We start from the raw sequence: 16,193 nt of genomic DNA, 5'->3' as shown, positions 1-16,193 counted from the left end.
TTGCGCGCCGCGTGGTGTGTGGGCCTAGCGGCCGAGGCGACCTCGGCCGAGACGGAGCAGGAGCATGGCGAGGGTGTGACCCTCCTGGCCGAGCTCACTGAAGCGCTCGAGCACCTTCATCTCGCGGCTGTGGACCAGGCGCGGACCGCCGGAGGCCATCCGGGTTCGGCCGATGATCCGGGAGATCTCACTCCGGCGCTTGATCGCGGCGAGGATCGTGGCGTCGAGCTGGTCGATCTCGAGACGGAGCTTCTCGATTTCCGCCTCGGATTGCGGCAGAGCCGAATCGGACCCGGTGGTCGTAGCAGGGGTGCTCATCATTCATCTCCTCGTGTCAGAACTGGGATCGGTCGGGCCGTACGGCCTGTTACCCGATCTGTTCCTTCACCCTGAAACTTTCCCGATGGGCGGTACGAAATCCCCCCGGGAGTGCGCAAAGAGCTGCGCTCGCCGTCACGATATCGGATCGGGTGCCGATCCGGGCATGCGGAGAAGCACTGACCATGAGCCCCAGTGTGCCACGGGCCCCTAGCTATGCAAAACAGTTGTGTTTGTGAATCAGCTGAGAAGCCGGCGGTTCGCCGCCTGTCGGTGGCCGCCGGTAGCGTGGACAGACGATGGATATCACGGTCGCTCCCCACGCCTCAGCCGCCGATCCCAGCGAACCAGCTTCCGCCCCGGCGGAGCTATCGCGTCGGGACGGTGGTGGTTCCGGCGCGTCCGGTGGTGGGCTGGCCGAGGCGGCGGCCCGGCACAGCGCCGAGCAGGAGCAGCGCCGCAAGGAGCGCGAACACCAGCGCGCCGAGGAGACCGAGCGCCTGCTCGACGGACTCAATCCGCAGCAGCGCGCCGCCGTCGTGCACGCGGGATCACCGCTGCTGATCGTCGCGGGTGCGGGCTCGGGCAAGACGGCGGTGCTCACCCGCCGCATCGCCTACCTGCTCGCCGCGCGTGGCGTGCACACCGGGCAGATCCTGGCCATCACCTTCACCAACAAGGCCGCCGCCGAGATGCGCGAGCGGGTGGCCGGGCTGGTCGGCCCGCGGGCGGCCAGTATGTGGGTCTCGACGTTCCACTCCAGCTGCGTGCGGATCCTGCGGATGCAGGCCGCGCTGCTGCCCGGCCTGAATTCCAATTTCTCCATCTACGACGCCGACGATTCGCGCCGCCTGCTCACGATGATCAGCCGCGACTTCGACCTTGATACCAAGAAGTATTCGGCGCGATTGCTGGCGACCGCCATTTCCAATCTGAAGAACGAGCTGATCGGGCCCGCGCAGGCCGCCGCCGACGCCGAGGCCGACGAGACCGAGCTGCCCGCGCTGGTCGCCCGGGTCTACGCCGAGTACCAGAAGCGGCTGCGCGCGGCCAATGCCATGGACTTCGACGACCTGATCGGCGAGACGGTCGCGCTGCTGCAGAACCATCCGCAGGTGGCCGAGTACTACCGGCGCCGGTTCCGGCATGTGCTCGTCGACGAGTACCAGGACACCAACCACGCCCAGTACGTGTTGGTGCGTGAGCTCGTCGGCCACCACAGCGCCGAGGCGGGCGAGGAGTCCGGCGTCGAGCCGAGCGAACTGTGCGTGGTGGGCGACGCCGACCAGTCGATCTACGCGTTCCGCGGCGCGACGATCCGCAATATCGAGGAATTCGAACGCGACTTCCCCGACGCGGAAACGATTCTGCTGGAACAGAATTACCGTTCCACCCAGCACATTCTCTCCGCCGCCAACGCGGTGATCTCGCGCAACGAAGGCAGGCGCGAGAAGAAGCTGTGGACCGATTCCGGCGAGGGCGAACTGATCACCGGTTACGTCGCCGACAACGAGCACGACGAGGCCGCGTTCGTCGCCAAGGAAATCGATCGGCTGGTCGATGCGGGCGACGCCAACTACGGCGATGTCGCGGTGTTCTATCGCACCAACAACAATTCGCGTGCGCTGGAAGAGATTTTCATCCGGATGGGCCTGCCGTACAAGGTGGTCGGCGGCGTCCGGTTCTACGAGCGCAAAGAAGTCCGCGATGTCGTGGCCTATCTGCGGGTGCTGGAGAATCCCGACGACGCGGTGAGTCTGCGCCGTGTTCTCAACACCCCGCGCCGCGGTATCGGTGATCGCGCCGAGGCGTGCGTCGCGGTGCACGCCGAACAGCGCGACATCGGCTTCGCTGCCGCGCTGCGCGATGCCGCCGACGGCAAGGTCGCGCTGCTGAACACCAGGGCGCAGCGGGCCATCGCCGGTTTCCTCGATCTGCTCGACGAGATCCGCGCGGCCGGAAAGCGTGCCGACAGCGAGTATCCCGATGTCGGCAATGTCGTCGACGCGGTGCTCGACCGCACCGGGTACCGGGCCGAGCTGGAAGCCTCCGACGATCCGCAGGACGGCGCCCGCCTGGACAACCTCAACGAACTGGTCAGCGTGGCACGCGAATTCAGTTCCGAGGCGTTCAACAACGCCGAGGCCGCGCGCGAGGAAGGGCTGCTGCCGGAGGCGGGCGACGGTGAACCGGAACCCGGCTCGCTGGCCGCGTTCCTCGAGCGGGTGTCGCTGGTGGCCGACACCGACCAGATCCCGGACGAGGGGTCGGGCGTGGTCACCATGATGACGCTGCACACCGCGAAGGGCCTGGAGTTCCCGGTGGTCTTCGTGACCGGCTGGGAAGACGGGCAGTTTCCGCACATGCGGGCGCTGGGCGATCCGACCGAGCTGGCCGAGGAGCGCAGGCTCGCCTATGTCGGCATCACCAGGGCGCGGCAGCGGCTCTACCTCTCGCGGGCCGTGGTGCGGTCGGGCTGGGGGCAGCCGGTGTCGAATCCGGAATCGCGGTTCCTGCAGGAGATCCCGCAGCATCTGCTGGACTGGCGTCGGCTGGAGCCGGTGGTGTCGCCGGTGCAGCGCGGGCGCAGGCGCGAGGACAGCGGGTTCGATCGCGACTGGACCAGGGGCGACGGCTGGGATCAGCGTCCCGGCGTGCGCGGTGGTACCGGGCAGCGCAGGCCCGCACCGGGTGGCGCGGTCAAGCGGAACAACACCGATCTGGTTCTCGCCGTGGGTGATCGGGTCAGCGACGACAAGTACGGCCTCGGCCGGGTGGTCGCCGCGGACGGTGTCGGCCCGCTCGCGACCGTCACCATCGACTTCGGCACCGCGGGCAAGATCCGGCTGATTCCCCAGTTCAGCCGGACCATCGTGAAGTTGTGAGTGCGGGGACCAACCCACTGATCTCGCAAGAACATGGGTAACTCCCCAACCACCTCCCAGCCCTACTCGCCCGATGCGAGCCCGATTACCAACAGTCGAGCTCCCGGACGACCCGCTGAATATTCGGGGAGGCGGAACAGCACGCTTAATTCTCGGGGAGGCGGGGGAGCAGGTCGTTCAGGGCCTCGTCGAGGGTGGGGTAGCGGAAGGCGAAGCCTGCCTTGTGCAGGACTTCGGAGGTGGCGTGGCGGCCGGTGAGGCCCAGGGCGGGGTCGGTGCGCAGGACGACCGCGCCGACCTTCAGCATTGCCGACGGGGTCGGGGGTGACGGTGGGCGGTGGAGGATGCGGCGCAGGGTGGCCATGAGTTCGGTGTTGCGGACCGGGAATTCGGTGGCGGCGACGAGGATGCCGTCGGGCAGCGCGAGGTCCGGGTCGAGGCCGAGGGTGGCGCGGACGATGGCCAGCCAGTCCTCGATGTGGATCCAGCTGAACCATTGGTCACCGGGGCCGACGCGTCCGCCGAGACCGGCCTTGGTGAGTTGCGCGAGACGTTTGAGCGCGGGGGCGTCGGGGTCGAGGACGATGGAGGTGCGCAGGATCGTCCAGTGGTCGGCGCGGGCCGGGTCGAAGGCCTCTTCCCACGGCTGGGCGACGCCGGTCATCTGGGGGAGGCCGACGGGCAGGGGAGTCGTTTCGGTGCAGCGGGTTTCGCCGGCGTCCGACCAGATCGCGGTGGTGCTGGCCTGCACCCAGTAGTCGACCGGGGTGTCGCGCAGCCCGGCCGCGGCGACGAGCGCGGCGGTGGAATCGACGCGGCTGGTGCGCAGTTCGGCGATATTGCGTTCGGTGGGCCTGCAGTCGACCAGCTTGCCCGCCAGGTTGATCACCGCGATCCTGCCGGGTTCGCGCAGTTCCGCGGCCCAGGCGCCGACCGACCGGCCGTCCCATTCGGTCTGCCGGAACGGCAGTGCGGGGTTGCGCCGCCGGGTGAGCAGGGTGACCCGCTGTCCCCGGCAGGTCAGGTCGGCGGCGATCTGCGTGCCCAGCGCGCCGGTACCGCCTGCGATGACCACGGTGAGCGCGTCCTCGGCGGGGACGAGCCCGGCAAGTCGAGCCAGCCGCGAGAAGTTCACGCGCGCATCGGTTTCGATGAAGGGACGAACGACCGCGCGAGCCGCCGCGGCGGACGGCCCGGTGAACCGCAGTTCCTGGCTGATCTCGGTGCCGCCGTCCCGCGGCGTCAGCCGCCAGGTGAGGTGCATGGTCCCCGCCGGTTCGGGCTGCTCGATGCTCAGCTCCCGATCCGGAACCACCGAGGTGACAGTGAACGGCTCGGCGAACCGCCCATGGATCCGCGCCGAGAACTTCCCACTGGGCAGATAGTCACCCGTGGCTCCGACGGCGACCGGCCCGTGCATCCGCACCGACCGCACCCCCGGATTCCACTCCGGCCACTGCTCCAGATCCCCCAACACGCTCCACACCAATTCCGGTGCCAGCGCAATGAACTGCGTGTACTTCGTCGTACCACCCATACCGAAACGCTAGCCCGCCACCGACCACACCGAAACGTGCTACTCCTCACGCACCGACTGACATACGCGAGAACATGGGTAACTCACCGACAACAGCAAACCCACGCATCTCCAACCTGCCAGCCGCCAACGCAGCCCAACCAGCACCTAAGTCTGGCCAAAATACGCGGGGAGGCGGGGGAGCCTAATCGCGCTGGTAGCCCAAACTGATGCCGCGAGTGGCCAGCCACGGGACCGGGTCGATCTTGTCGGTGCCGTTGAGCCATACCTCGAAGTGGCAGTGCGGACCAGTCGAGAACCCGCGGTTACCCATGGTGGCGATCTGATCGCCCGCCATGACGCGCTCGCCCTGGGAGACGGTCGCGGTGTCGATGTGGCCGTAGATGGTGACCGTGCCGTCGTCGTGCAGGACGCGGACCCACATGCCGAAGCCCGACGCCGGGCCCGCCTCGATGACGGTGCCGTCGGCGACCGAGTAGATCGGGGTGCCGATCGGGCCCGCGACGTCGATGCCGAGGTGCTGCACACCCCAGCGGGCGCCGAAACCGGAGGTGTAGTTGCCGGAGGTGAACTTGGCGAACAGCGGCCGCAGCTTGGCGGATTCCTGCGCGGCCAGGTCTTCGGCGAACTTCTGGCCCTTGGCGAGGATGTCGTCGAAGTGGCTCTTGTCGGCGACGGTGGTGGCGTCGAGCACCTGCGGCGAGGCGCCGGTGCCCTCGCCGGCGACGTCGGCCGTGCTCATCGACTGGGCGGCGATCTCGTGGATCTGGCCCGCTGCCTCGTAATCCACGCCGTGGACGGGCTGACCGGGATCGGCCATCGCAGCCTGGCCTGCGGCGACGACCGCGCCCGCGGCGACGGCGATGACCGCGGCGCGGCCCTTCAGCGCGGCGGGTGGTGCGGGCACGCGGTGCGCGCCACCACGACGTTCGGCGCGACGCGGTTCGGGCGCGGCGGGGGTGTCTTCGGTGGGGGTGGACTGCCAGGTGTTGTCGTAGGCGCCGGTGTCATAGGACTCGTCGGCGGTCCATTCGTCCTCGGCGGGCGTCCACGCGGAATTGCCGGACCAGCCGCTCTGGTCGTGCCAGGCGTCCTGCTGCGGCCACGCGGTCTCGGGCTGCGCGGCGGGGGTGCGGCGACCCTGCGGATGCGACGTGTATTCGTCGGCATACCGGTAACGGTGGCCGGAGTTGGTGCGATCTTCGACTGTGAAGGTGGAGCGGTGGTTCATCGGCCGTGCCGAATCGCCGACGGCTGTTCCAAGCGAGTGCTGAAGTGCCTCAAGCTTGTCGTCCTCCTCAGTCCTGACTTGCCAGTCGTGACCTGGTTGTCGTGACCTGGTTGTGACTTCGACCGCATTGACGGTAACGAAGCGATTGCAGAGTGGCAAGCGTTGCTTGAAAACCTACACGCGTGTGTGAGATTCGTCACCGTAACGCGATGGATTAACTCACCGTTTTCGGGCGTCCCGGGTGAGGTGTGTCGACGACATAACGTAGTAGATCGTGAGGTGCCGCGGCTTTAGGTGTTCCGACCTGCCACGGTGTCGGAAAAGGCCGAAAAACTACTCGCCAGTAGCCTTGGCCAGCGGTTATTCCGACCTCCCGTAACACGTCGTGACCTGCGCCACTTAGGATGAATGTGGCCGATTGGCCCTCCATGTGACTGGTTAGAGTCCGACCCGACCCGCTACCGACGTCGGGCCGCCAACAAAGACGTTGTCATAGCAACGCAGACGAGACGGTGAGTACATGGATCTCTTCGAATATCAGGCGAAGGAGCTCTTCGTTAAGCACGGAGTGCCTTCGTCCGAGGGTCGTGTTTGCGACACGGCCGAAGAAGCTCGCGCGATTGCCGAGGAAATCGGCAAGCCGGTGATGGTCAAGGCGCAGGTCAAGGTGGGCGGCCGCGGTAAGGCGGGTGGCGTCAAGTACGCCGCCACCCCGGAGGACGCGTTCACGCACGCGCAGAACATCCTGGGCCTGGACATCAAGGGCCACATCGTCAAGAAGCTCCTTGTCGCCGAGGCCAAGGACATCGCGGAGGAGTACTACATCTCCTTCCTGCTCGACCGCTCCAACCGCACCTACCTGGCCATGTGTTCGGTCGAGGGCGGCATGGAGATCGAAGAGGTCGCGGAGAAGACTCCCGAGCGCCTGGCCAAGGTCCCCGTTGACGCCGTCAAGGGTGTCGACCTGGCCTTCGCCCGCTCGATCGCCGAGCAGGGCCACCTGCCCGCCGACGTGCTCGACGCCGCGGCCGTGACCATCCAGAAGCTGTGGGAGGTCTTCGTCAAGGAAGACACCACCCTGGTCGAGGTCAACCCGCTGGTGCGCACCCCGCAGGACGAGATCCTCGCCCTCGACGGCAAGGTCACCCTGGACGAGAACGCCGAGTACCGGCAGCCCGGCCACCTCGAGTTCGCCGACGTCGACGCGACCGACCCGCTCGAGCTCAAGGCCAAGGAGAACGACCTCAACTACGTCAAGCTCGACGGCGAGGTCGGCATCATCGGCAACGGCGCCGGCCTGGTCATGTCGACCCTGGACGTCGTCGCGTACGCCGGCGAGAACCACGGCGGCGTGAAGCCGGCCAACTTCCTCGACATCGGCGGTGGCGCTTCGGCTTCCGTGATGGCCGCGGGTCTGGACGTCATCCTGGGCGACGCGCAGGTCAAGAGCGTGTTCGTCAACGTGTTCGGTGGCATCACCGCGTGCGACGCGGTCGCCAACGGCATCGTGAAGGCGCTGGAGATCCTCGGCGACGCGGCCACCAAGCCGCTGGTCGTCCGTCTCGACGGCAACAACGTCGACGAGGGCCGCAAGATCCTCGCCGAGGCCAACCACCCGCTGGTGACGCTGGCCCAGACCATGGACGAAGGCGCCGACAAGGCCGCCGAACTGGCCGCGGCCAAGTAAGGAATCACGAACATGTCCATCTTCCTGAACAAGGACTCGAAGGTCATCGTCCAGGGCATCACCGGCGGCGAGGGCACCAAGCACACCGCGCTGATGCTGAAGGCGGGCACCAACGTCGTCGGCGGCGTGAACGCGCGCAAGGCCGGCACCACCGTCACCCACACCGACGCCGCGGGCAACACCATCGAGCTTCCGGTGTTCGCTTCCGTCGCCGAGGCGATGGAGAAGACCGGCGCCGACACCTCCATCGCGTTCGTGCCGCCCGCCTTCTCCAAGGACGCCATCGTCGAGGCCATCGACGCGGAGATCCCGCTGCTCGTGGTCATCACCGAGGGCATCCCGGTGCAGGACTCCGCCTACGCGTGGGCCTACAACGTGGAAAAGGGCGAGAAGACCCGCATCATCGGCCCGAACTGCCCCGGCATCATCACCCCGGGCGAGGCGCTGGTCGGCATCACCCCGAACAACATCACCGGCAAGGGCCCGATCGGCCTGGTGTCGAAGTCGGGCACCCTGACCTACCAGATGATGTACGAGCTGCGCGATTTCGGTTTCTCGACCGCGATCGGCATCGGCGGCGACCCGGTCATCGGCACCACCCACATCGACGCCATCGAGGCGTTCGAGAAGGACCCCGAGACCAAGATCATCGTCATGATCGGCGAGATCGGTGGCGACGCCGAAGAGCGTGCCGCGGCCTACATCAAGGCCAACGTGACCAAGCCGGTCGTCGGCTACGTCGCCGGCTTCACCGCGCCCGAGGGCAAGACCATGGGCCACGCGGGCGCCATCGTCTCCAGTGGCGGCGGTACCGCGCAGGCCAAGCAGGAGGCGCTCGAGGCCGCAGGCGTGAAGGTCGGCAAGACGCCGTCCGCGACCGCCGCGCTGGCGCGCGAGATCCTGGAGAAGGCGTCCATCGCTTCTGCCTGATCTATCGCACACCTTATGAAGGCCGCCTCCAGGTTTGACGGAGGCGGCCTTCGTCGATTCTCCACAGGGCCGTGGTTATCCACAGCCCGATCGGTAGGTGGTGACCGGGAACGTGACGTGCAGTAGCGTCAAGTACCGATCAGCACCAGTCAGTTCGACGCGACCGATGCGCACGACTCGACAAGGAGACGACGACATGTCATACCCGACCGGGGGCTCCGGGTACAACACACCCGCGACACCCGCCGCGCCCCAGGGCCCGAGCACCGGAGCCGCCGCGGCTGCACCATCGACCACGGCCGATGCCGGTGCCAAAGGGCTGCCGTTCATTCTGACCGCGGCGACCGCCGGACTCGGCGTGCTGACCTTCCTTCTCGGCTTCCTGCCGTTCGTCGGCGCCAAGCCGGTGACGCTCGGCGGCACCACGGTGAGCAGCGACGAGACCGACAGCTTTTTCGCGTACTTCGGTGGCTCGGCCTCCCTCACCATCGTTCTGGTGGCCGGTCTGCTGGCCGCGGTGTCGTTGCTGCCCAAGCAGAATCTGCTCGGCGCCGCCGCGGCGACCGCGGTGGCCGGGCTCTTCGGCGTGCTCGCGCTGACGTTCTCGGTGCCCGAGGGCGCCGAGCTCGAATTCGGCGCCTACATCGTGATCCTGTTCGCGCTGCTGACCGCCGCCGCCGCGATCGTCGGCCTGCTGTTCGGGCTCGGCATCATCAAGGCGCCCGCGCCCAAACCGGCCCAGCCGCAGCAGCAGCCGGGTCAGTACGGCCAGTACGGCCAGCAGGGTTACGGGCAGCAGGGTTACGGCCAGACCGGCCAGTCGCCCTACGGCCAGACCGGGTACGGCCAGAGCCAGACCGGCGGTCAGTACCCCGCCCAGCAGCCGTCGCCGTACGGCCAGCAGAGCCAGCCGTCGGTGCCGCAGGCGCCGCAGCCGTCCTACGGTCAGCCGGGCCAGCCGCAGTCGCCCTACGGTCAGCCGCAGCAGTCGCCGTACGGTCAGCAGTACGGTGCGCCGCAGCAGCCCTCGCCGTACGGTGCCGCGCCGCAGGCGCAGCCGCGTCCCGACGAGAGCGCGACCCAGAACTTCGGCGGCCAGCAGCAGGGCCAGCCGTTCGGTGCGCCGACCTACGGTGGCGCGCAGGCCGGTTCGCCCGCGCAGCCGCAGCCGGGCCCCGGTCAGTCGCAGCCGTTCGGTGGTGAGCAGAACGCCGATCCGTCGGCCGACGCGACCACCGCGTTCCGGCCGAACGACGACAACAAGTAGGAAACCGACGGCCGCCGCGCGTGGCACAGGTTCGATCGCGAGCCCACAGGTGTGCCTGTGGGCTCGCGGCGCGCCTGACCCGCGCCCGCCGGGGAAGCTGCCACGCTGAATTGTCATGAGCTCCCGTAACGCCCTCGTGCGCCGGACCTCCGGGTCACGCGGCGACGGGCAGGCCACCGCACCCCCGTCCGGGCACGGTCACGAACCGCCCTGGTGGTCGCTGTCGCCCGAGCGGGCGCGGACCCTGCTGCTCGTCGCGGCCCGGCCGACGATCTGCGCGCTGGCGGTGACGGTCCTGCTGGTCCTGGTAGTCATGCTGACCACCGGCACCGACCTGACCAGCGCGCCCGGCGCGGTCGCCGCGACATGGCTTGCCGCCCATCAGATTCCGCTCACCGTCGGCCGGACCACGCTCGGTCTGCTGCCGCTGGTACCGACCGCGATTCTGGTATGGGTGGCGGCCCGCGAATGCGCGCGGGCGGTGCCCAACCGCCCCACCCCGATCGAGCTGGGCTGGCTCACCGGCGCGGTACTGGCAGGTCCGCTGCTGATGACCGCCGTGTGCCTGGCCGTCACCGGTGACGCCGCCGGCGTCACCCCGCTCGAACCGCCGGGCCCGGTCACCGCGTTCGGCTGGGTGATCGTGCTGTATCTCGGTGCGGCCGCGGGCGGAATCGCCGGTAAGGCCTGGTCTTCGCTGTGCGCACTGGTGCCGGTCGAGATCCCCGACTGGGTCGTGCTCGGCGCCCGCGCCGCCCGCCGGACCGTGCTGCGGATGCTCGGCTGTGCCGCGCTGGCCACCGCCGTGTCGTTCTTCATGCACCTCTCGCGCCTCGATGGTGCGTACCACCAGGCGCACAACGCCACCGACGTCCTCGGCATGACATTGCTGTCGCTGCTCTACCTGCCCAATGTGGTGATCGCCGCGGCGGGTCTGCTCACCGGCGCCGCCGTGCAGTTCGGCGCCGGTTCGGTCGGGCTGTTCGGGGTCACCGCGGGTCAGGTGCCCGCCCTGCCCGCGCTGATCCCACTGCCGGAGGGCCCGTCCGCGACCTGGTGGCCGGTGCTGCTGCTGGTGCCGATCGCGGTGGGTGTGCTCGGTGGCATCGAGCTCGGCCGCACCAGCGACGACCGGCCCGGCGCACCGTGGGCGACGCTCACCTCCGCCGCCCTGTCCACGCTGACGTTCCTGGCGCTGGCGATCCTCGGCGGCGGACAGCTCGGCGCCGTCGGCTGGGTCGGGGTCGACCTGCTGATGCTGGTCGTGCTGATGGTCACCTGGTTCGGCTTCGGCGGCTTCGTCGGCATGGTCTTCGCCCGCCGCTTCCTCGCGCCCGCCGCACCGGCCGACGACTACGACGATTACGACGACGACATCGACTACGACGACTACGACGACGAGGACGACTACTACTACGACGACGACGAGGACGAAATCGACGAGGACGAAATCGAGGACTACGACGACGATCCCGCCATCGAACTCGACGCCGAACTGATCACCGACATCGACGACGACGTCGAGGTGAGCATCGCCGCCCCCGGTTCCGCGGCGCCGCCCGCCGACGACATCGTCGACGCCGAGGTGGTCGAGCCGGACCTGCCGGAAGGTGACGACAGTACCGGTCGTTAAGCTCGACCCGGCGGTATCGCCGATCGCCGCCACCCGACCCACACGCAGGAGTAGAGCGCTGACGTCCTCGTTTGCCCAGTGGAAGCCCGCAGGGACACCGGCCACCGTCGTCGTCCTCGCCTCGGGCACCGGCTCGCTGCTGAACGCGCTGCTGGCCGCCGCGCGCGAGCCCGGGTACCCCGCCAAGATCGTCGCGGTCGGTGTCGACCGGGTGTGCCAGGCCACCGAGTACGCCGAGGCCGCCGGTATCGAGCACTTCCGCGTCGCGGTGAAAGACTTCCCCGATCGCGCCGCCTGGGATCTCGCGCTGACCGAGGCCGTCGATGCCTTCCAGCCCGATCTGGTCGTCTCCGCGGGCTTCATGAAGATCGTCGGCCCCGCGTTCCTGGAGCGTTTCGGCGGCCGGTTCATCAACACTCACCCCGCGCTGCTGCCGTCGTTCCCCGGCGCGCACGGTGTGCGTGACGCGCTCGCCTACGGCGCCAAGGTCACCGGCTGCACGGTGCACCTGGTCGACGGCGGGGTCGACACCGGCCCGATCCTCGCGCAGGAGGCGGTCGACGTGCTGCCCGGCGACGACGAGGCCGCCCTGCACGAGCGCATCAAGGTTGTCGAGCGACGGTTGCTGGCGGAGGTCATCGCCGCTGTCGCGACCCGAGGCATTGTCTCCGACGGACGAAAGGCAGAAATTCCAGATGAGCGAGCACGCCGGTGAGTGAACGTAAGGCGATCCGCAGGGCGCTGGTGAGCGTCTACGACAAGACCGGGCTCGTCGAGCTGGCCACCGGACTGCACGCCGCGGGCGTGGAGCTGGTGTCGACCGGTTCGACCGCGGGCAAGATCGCCGAGGCGGGCATTCCGGTCACCAAGGTCGAGGACCTGACCGGTTTCCCGGAGACCCTCGACGGTCGCGTCAAGACGCTGCACCCCCGCGTGCACGCGGGCATCCTGGCCGACACCCGGCGCGCCGAGCACGTCGAGCAGCTCGTCGAGCTCGGGGTCGAGGCGTTCCAGCTGGTCGTGGTGAACCTGTACCCGTTCACCCAGACCGTGGCCAGCGGCGCGAGCATCGACGAGTGCGTCGAGCAGATCGACATCGGCGGTCCGTCGATGGTGCGTGCCGCCGCCAAGAACCACCCGTCCGTCGGTGTGGTCGTCGACGTCACCGACTACGACGACGTGCTCGCCGCGGTGAAGTCCGGCGGGTTCACCCTCGCCGAGCGGACCGCGCTGGCCGCCAAGGCCTTCCAGCACACCGCGAGCTACGACGTGGCCGTCGCGAGCTGGATGGGCTCGGTCGCCGTGCCCGCCGTGCAGCCCGAGACCGAGCAGTTCCCCGGCTGGGTCGCCGGTTCGTGGGAGCGCGCCGCGGTGCTGCGCTACGGCGAGAACCCGCACCAGGCCGCCGCGCTGTACACCGGCAACGACGGCACCGTCGGCATCGCGCAGGCCGAGCAGTTGCACGGCAAGGAGATGTCGTACAACAACTACACCGACGGTGACGCCGCCTGGCGCGCCGCCCACGACTTCGACGAGCCCGCCGTCGCGGTGATCAAGCACGCCAACCCGTGTGGCATCGCCGTCGGCGCCGACATCGCCGAGGCGCACCGCAAGGCCCACGCCACCGACCCGGTCAGCGCCTACGGCGGCGTGATCGCGGCCAACCGTGAGGTCAGCGTCGAGATGGCCGAGCAGGTCGCCGAGATCTTCACCGAGGTGATCGTTGCCCCCGGCTACGCGCCCGGTGCGGTCGATGTGCTGCAGCGCAAGAAGAACGTGCGTGTGCTGGTCGCCGAGCCGCCGCGGCGCAAGGGTGTGGAACTGCGTCCGATCAGCGGCGGTGCGCTGCTGCAGGACCGCGACATCCTCGACGCCGCGGGCGACGACCCGGCCAACTGGACCCTCGCCGCCGGCGATCCGGCCGACGCCACCACCCTCGCCGACCTCGAATTCGCCTGGCGCGCTTGCCGTGCCGTGAAGTCGAACGCGATCCTGCTGGCCGACGACGGTGCCGCCGTCGGCGTCGGCATGGGCCAGGTCAACCGCGTCGACTCCTGCAAGCTCGCCGTCGAGCGTGCGGGGGAGCGGGCCAAGGGTTCCGTCGCGGCCTCCGACGCGTTCTTCCCGTTCTCCGACGGCCCCCAGATCCTGGTGGCCGCGGGCGTGCGCGCGATCGTCCACCCGGGTGGCTCGATCCGCGACAAGGACACCGTCGAGCTGTGCAAGGAAGCCGGCGTCACCCTGTACCTGACCGGAGCGCGCCACTTCGCGCACTAGTCACGTCGAACCCGAGCGGGTGTCGCACCGAATCCTCGGTGCGGCACCCGTTTTCGTTAACCGGCGTCGACGACCTGACGGTTGGCCAGTGGCGATGTGAGGGTGATCTCCATGGTGCCGAAGACGGCGTTCATGGTGCACATCTTGCCGACGGCATCGGCGCGGGTGCCCGCGCGCAGCGCGACCGAGACCGCGGTGGCGGACTCGGTGACGGTGGCGTCGACGCCGAAGCACTCCGGGTTACCGGTCTGGAAGTTGACGCCGATCGTGTTGTCGCCCAGGCGAGTCCAGGACGTGAAGGGCAGGGGGTTGGGGTTGACGATGGTGGGATCGGGTGTGAAGCGGTGGCCGATGCTCGCGTTGCCGTCTTCCGGGCGTGCGCTCGGTGTCGTCGAATTCGACTGGGGCGCAGCGTCATCAGAGCTCGAGCAGGCCGTGAGTGGGCTGAGCAGCACGGCCATGGCGGCCGCGGCGGCGGTGAAACGCGACGTCGTTCGCATGATCGCGAGCCTAGTCGGCGTGGCGCACGCGCACGTGCGGGCGAGCGGGGCATTCTAAACGCGACACTCCCCACAGTGAACGTTCCGCGAACCCTGCGCGTAACTCACCCATTTCGGCTCGGCGGGGACTACATTCGCTTGCGATGCGACGCCGTGGCATACGGCGAGCATCGTTGAAGTTGGATGCTCTGCAACTGGATCTTCGAAAGGACGAACGTGGGCGACACGCTGCGCGTAGGCGAAGAACTGGGACTGGGACAGTCCCTGACCGGCGGTGCGTACACCCTGGCTTTGCAGCCAGATGGCAATCTTGTGGTGACCGAGCCCGACGGCAACGTCGTGTGGGCCGCCCAGACTCACGGGCAGGACGTGCAGCGCGCGGTTCTGCAGGACGACGGCAACTTCGTCCTCTACAAGGGTGACGGCTCGGCCGCCTGGTCGACCGAGACCAACGGCAACAACGTCGAGAAGCTGGTCATCCAGCCCGACCGCAACGTCGTGCTCTACGGCACCGACGGTTCGGTCGCGTGGGCCACGGCCACCAACACCGACAACCCGCTGCCTGCCCCCGAGCCGGAGCCGGTCGCCGCCGCCCCGATCGCCGAAGAGGTCCCGCCGCCGCCGGCCGTGCAGACCTACACGGTCGAGCCGGGCGACACCCTGTGGGCCATCTCCGAGCGTTTCTACGGCGACGGCAACCGCTACCACGAGATCGCGTCCGCCAGCGGCATCGACAACCCGGATCTGATCAACGCGGGCCAGGTTCTCACCATCCCGTGATGACGTAGTCGCAGCGTTCATCGCCTGCACAACGAAAGTGGCCCCGAGGCAACAGCTTCGGGGCCACTTTTGTGCGACGGCTACTTGGTGGTGGTGAAGGGCAGCAGCGCCATCTCGCGCGCGTTCTTCACCGCGACGGCGACCTGACGCTGCTGCTGCGGGGTCAGGCCGGTGACGCGACGGCTGCGGATCTTGCCGCGGTCGGAGATGAAGGTGCGCAGCAGGTTGACGTCTTTGTAGTCGACGACTTCGATGCCCGCGGCGATCAACGGGTTCTTCTTCGGCTTACGGCCCTGCTCGGCGCGTGCCTTCTTGGACGGTGCTCGCTTCACTGCCATGCGATGTTCCTTCTCACGAGATCAGTGGGTGTCTACCAGCTCGATTTGTGGACCCCAGGGAGCTCGCCCCGGTGGGCCATCTCGCGCACACGAACACGGGAGAGGCCGAACTTCCGGAGATGGCCGCGTGGCCGGCCATCGGCTGCATCCCGATTGCGCAATCGTACCGGACTGGCGTCGCGGGGCTGGTTGCGCAGTTCGGCCTGCGCGGCGGCCCGCTCGGCGTCACCGGTGGACGGCTTGCGGATGAGCTCCTTGAGCTCGGCGCGCCGGGCGGCGTAGCGCTCGACGATCGCGCGGCGCTGCTCGTTGCGGGCGATCTTGGACTTCTTCGCCATCAGCGCTCCTCGCGGAAGTCGACGTGCTTGCGCACGACGGGGTCGTATTTGCGCAGGACCAGCCGGTCGGGGTCGTTGCGGCGGTTCTTGCGGGTGACGTAGGTGAAGCCGGTGCCCGCGGTGGACTTGAGTTTGACGATCGGCCGGATATCGGTCGACTTCGAGGCCATGAGTGCTCCTAGATCTTGTCGCCCCGGGTTCGGATCCGGGCCACCACGGCCTCGATCCCGTCCCGGTCGATGGTCTTGATGCCCTTGGCGGAGACCGTCAGCGTGATGCGGCGGCCCTCGCTGGGCAGGTAGTAGGTCTTGCGCTGGATGTTGGGGTTCCAGCGCCGGTTGGTGCGCCGGTGCGAGTGCGAGACGGCTTTTCCGAAGCCGGGCTTGCGACCGGTGACCTGGCAGTGGGCCGACATGCGACCTCCCTCCATGGGTATGACAACCATTTTCGACAACAGGTATTCCGCACTGTA

The 16,193-nt window shown here is 68.4% G+C and carries 16 protein-coding genes; 8 read left to right on the top strand and 8 right to left on the bottom strand.

Translation table 11 applies throughout. From position 1 onward, the window contains the following. Positions 1-24: 24 nt before the first annotated feature. A complete protein-coding gene (locus tag ACFVAV_RS02205; protein WP_022566231.1) occupies positions 25-318 on the bottom strand; it encodes a chorismate mutase in 294 nt (97 codons plus the stop codon). 299 nt (positions 319-617) lie between these two features. Here ACFVAV_RS02205 and ACFVAV_RS02200 point away from each other — a divergent pair, with 299 nt between their 5' ends. Next, positions 618-3,203 carry a UvrD-helicase domain-containing protein gene (locus tag ACFVAV_RS02200; RefSeq protein ID WP_379028616.1) on the top strand — a complete coding sequence of 862 codons (2,586 nt, stop codon included), beginning with the start codon at positions 618-620 and terminating at the stop codon, positions 3,201-3,203. 145 nt (positions 3,204-3,348) lie between these two features. Here the strand turns inward: ACFVAV_RS02200 and ACFVAV_RS02195 are convergent, their stop codons facing one another. Both ACFVAV_RS02195 and ACFVAV_RS02190 read right to left on the bottom strand, forming a co-directional pair. After that, a complete protein-coding gene (locus ACFVAV_RS02195; protein WP_379028614.1) occupies positions 3,349-4,740 on the bottom strand; it encodes a DUF1731 domain-containing protein in 1,392 nt (463 codons plus the stop codon). Positions 4,741-4,924: 184 nt separating this feature from the next. Further along, complete coding sequence (locus ACFVAV_RS02190) at positions 4,925-5,971, bottom strand: M23 family metallopeptidase (protein WP_379028612.1); 1,047 nt, start codon at positions 5,969-5,971, stop codon at positions 4,925-4,927. Between the two features lie 520 nt (positions 5,972-6,491). Between ACFVAV_RS02190 and sucC the strand changes: the two genes are divergently transcribed. The 6 genes from sucC to purH all read left to right on the top strand — a co-directional run bounded on the left by sucC (position 6,492) and on the right by purH (position 13,765). Further along, a complete protein-coding gene (gene sucC, locus ACFVAV_RS02185; RefSeq protein WP_379028610.1) occupies positions 6,492-7,658 on the top strand; it encodes an ADP-forming succinate--CoA ligase subunit beta in 1,167 nt (388 codons plus the stop codon). Between the two features lie 12 nt (positions 7,659-7,670). After that, positions 7,671-8,588, top strand: a complete 918-nt coding sequence (gene sucD / locus ACFVAV_RS02180) for a succinate--CoA ligase subunit alpha (protein WP_379028608.1) — start codon at positions 7,671-7,673, stop codon at positions 8,586-8,588. A 196-nt stretch (positions 8,589-8,784) separates the two neighbouring features. After that, positions 8,785-9,855, top strand: a complete 1,071-nt coding sequence (locus tag ACFVAV_RS02175) for a DUF5336 domain-containing protein (protein ID WP_379028606.1) — start codon at positions 8,785-8,787, stop codon at positions 9,853-9,855. A gap of 115 nt (positions 9,856-9,970) precedes the next feature. Continuing rightward, on the top strand, positions 9,971-11,488 hold the full coding sequence (locus tag ACFVAV_RS02170; protein WP_379028604.1) for a DUF6350 family protein: 1,518 nt from the start codon (positions 9,971-9,973) through the stop codon (positions 11,486-11,488). A 58-nt stretch (positions 11,489-11,546) separates the two neighbouring features. Further along, positions 11,547-12,203: a phosphoribosylglycinamide formyltransferase gene (gene purN / locus ACFVAV_RS02165; RefSeq protein WP_379029915.1), complete on the top strand. Its 657-nt coding sequence runs from the start codon at positions 11,547-11,549 to the stop codon at positions 12,201-12,203. Next, complete coding sequence (gene purH / locus ACFVAV_RS02160) at positions 12,200-13,765, top strand: bifunctional phosphoribosylaminoimidazolecarboxamide formyltransferase/IMP cyclohydrolase (protein WP_379028602.1); 1,566 nt, start codon at positions 12,200-12,202, stop codon at positions 13,763-13,765. The genes purN and purH overlap by 4 nt, the downstream gene beginning before the upstream one ends. Positions 13,766-13,821: 56 nt before the next feature. On the opposite strand, the gene ACFVAV_RS02155 is transcribed toward purH, so the two are convergent. Continuing rightward, positions 13,822-14,265, bottom strand: coding sequence for a hypothetical protein (locus ACFVAV_RS02155; RefSeq protein WP_379028600.1), 444 nt, complete (start codon positions 14,263-14,265; stop codon positions 13,822-13,824). A gap of 216 nt (positions 14,266-14,481) precedes the next feature. Between ACFVAV_RS02155 and ACFVAV_RS02150 the strand changes: the two genes are divergently transcribed. Next, on the top strand, positions 14,482-15,045 hold the full coding sequence (locus ACFVAV_RS02150; RefSeq protein ID WP_379028598.1) for a LysM peptidoglycan-binding domain-containing protein: 564 nt from the start codon (positions 14,482-14,484) through the stop codon (positions 15,043-15,045). Between the two features lie 80 nt (positions 15,046-15,125). Here the strand turns inward: ACFVAV_RS02150 and rpsR are convergent, their stop codons facing one another. Genes rpsR through rpmB form a run of 4 tightly spaced genes read right to left on the bottom strand, consistent with a single transcriptional unit; the run spans position 15,126 to position 16,136 of the window. Then, positions 15,126-15,383 (bottom strand): 30S ribosomal protein S18, encoded by a 258-nt coding sequence (rpsR, locus tag ACFVAV_RS02145; protein ID WP_189025862.1) that lies wholly within the window; start codon positions 15,381-15,383, stop codon positions 15,126-15,128. 32 nt (positions 15,384-15,415) lie between these two features. Continuing rightward, positions 15,416-15,721: a 30S ribosomal protein S14 gene (gene rpsN, locus ACFVAV_RS02140; protein ID WP_357342774.1), complete on the bottom strand. Its 306-nt coding sequence runs from the start codon at positions 15,719-15,721 to the stop codon at positions 15,416-15,418. Then, positions 15,721-15,891 (bottom strand): 50S ribosomal protein L33, encoded by a 171-nt coding sequence (gene rpmG, locus ACFVAV_RS02135; RefSeq protein WP_068914580.1) that lies wholly within the window; start codon positions 15,889-15,891, stop codon positions 15,721-15,723. The genes rpsN and rpmG overlap by 1 nt, the downstream gene beginning before the upstream one ends. Before the next feature lie 8 nt (positions 15,892-15,899). Next, positions 15,900-16,136 carry a 50S ribosomal protein L28 gene (gene rpmB / locus ACFVAV_RS02130; protein WP_379028596.1) on the bottom strand — a complete coding sequence of 79 codons (237 nt, stop codon included), beginning with the start codon at positions 16,134-16,136 and terminating at the stop codon, positions 15,900-15,902. Positions 16,137-16,193 lie beyond the last annotated feature (57 nt).

The sequence above is a fragment of the Nocardia sp. NPDC057663 genome, from assembly GCF_042799895.1.
In the GTDB taxonomy this organism is placed as follows: Bacteria; Actinomycetota; Actinomycetes; order Mycobacteriales; family Mycobacteriaceae; genus Nocardia.
This window is presented reverse-complemented; position numbering and strand designations above follow the sequence as displayed.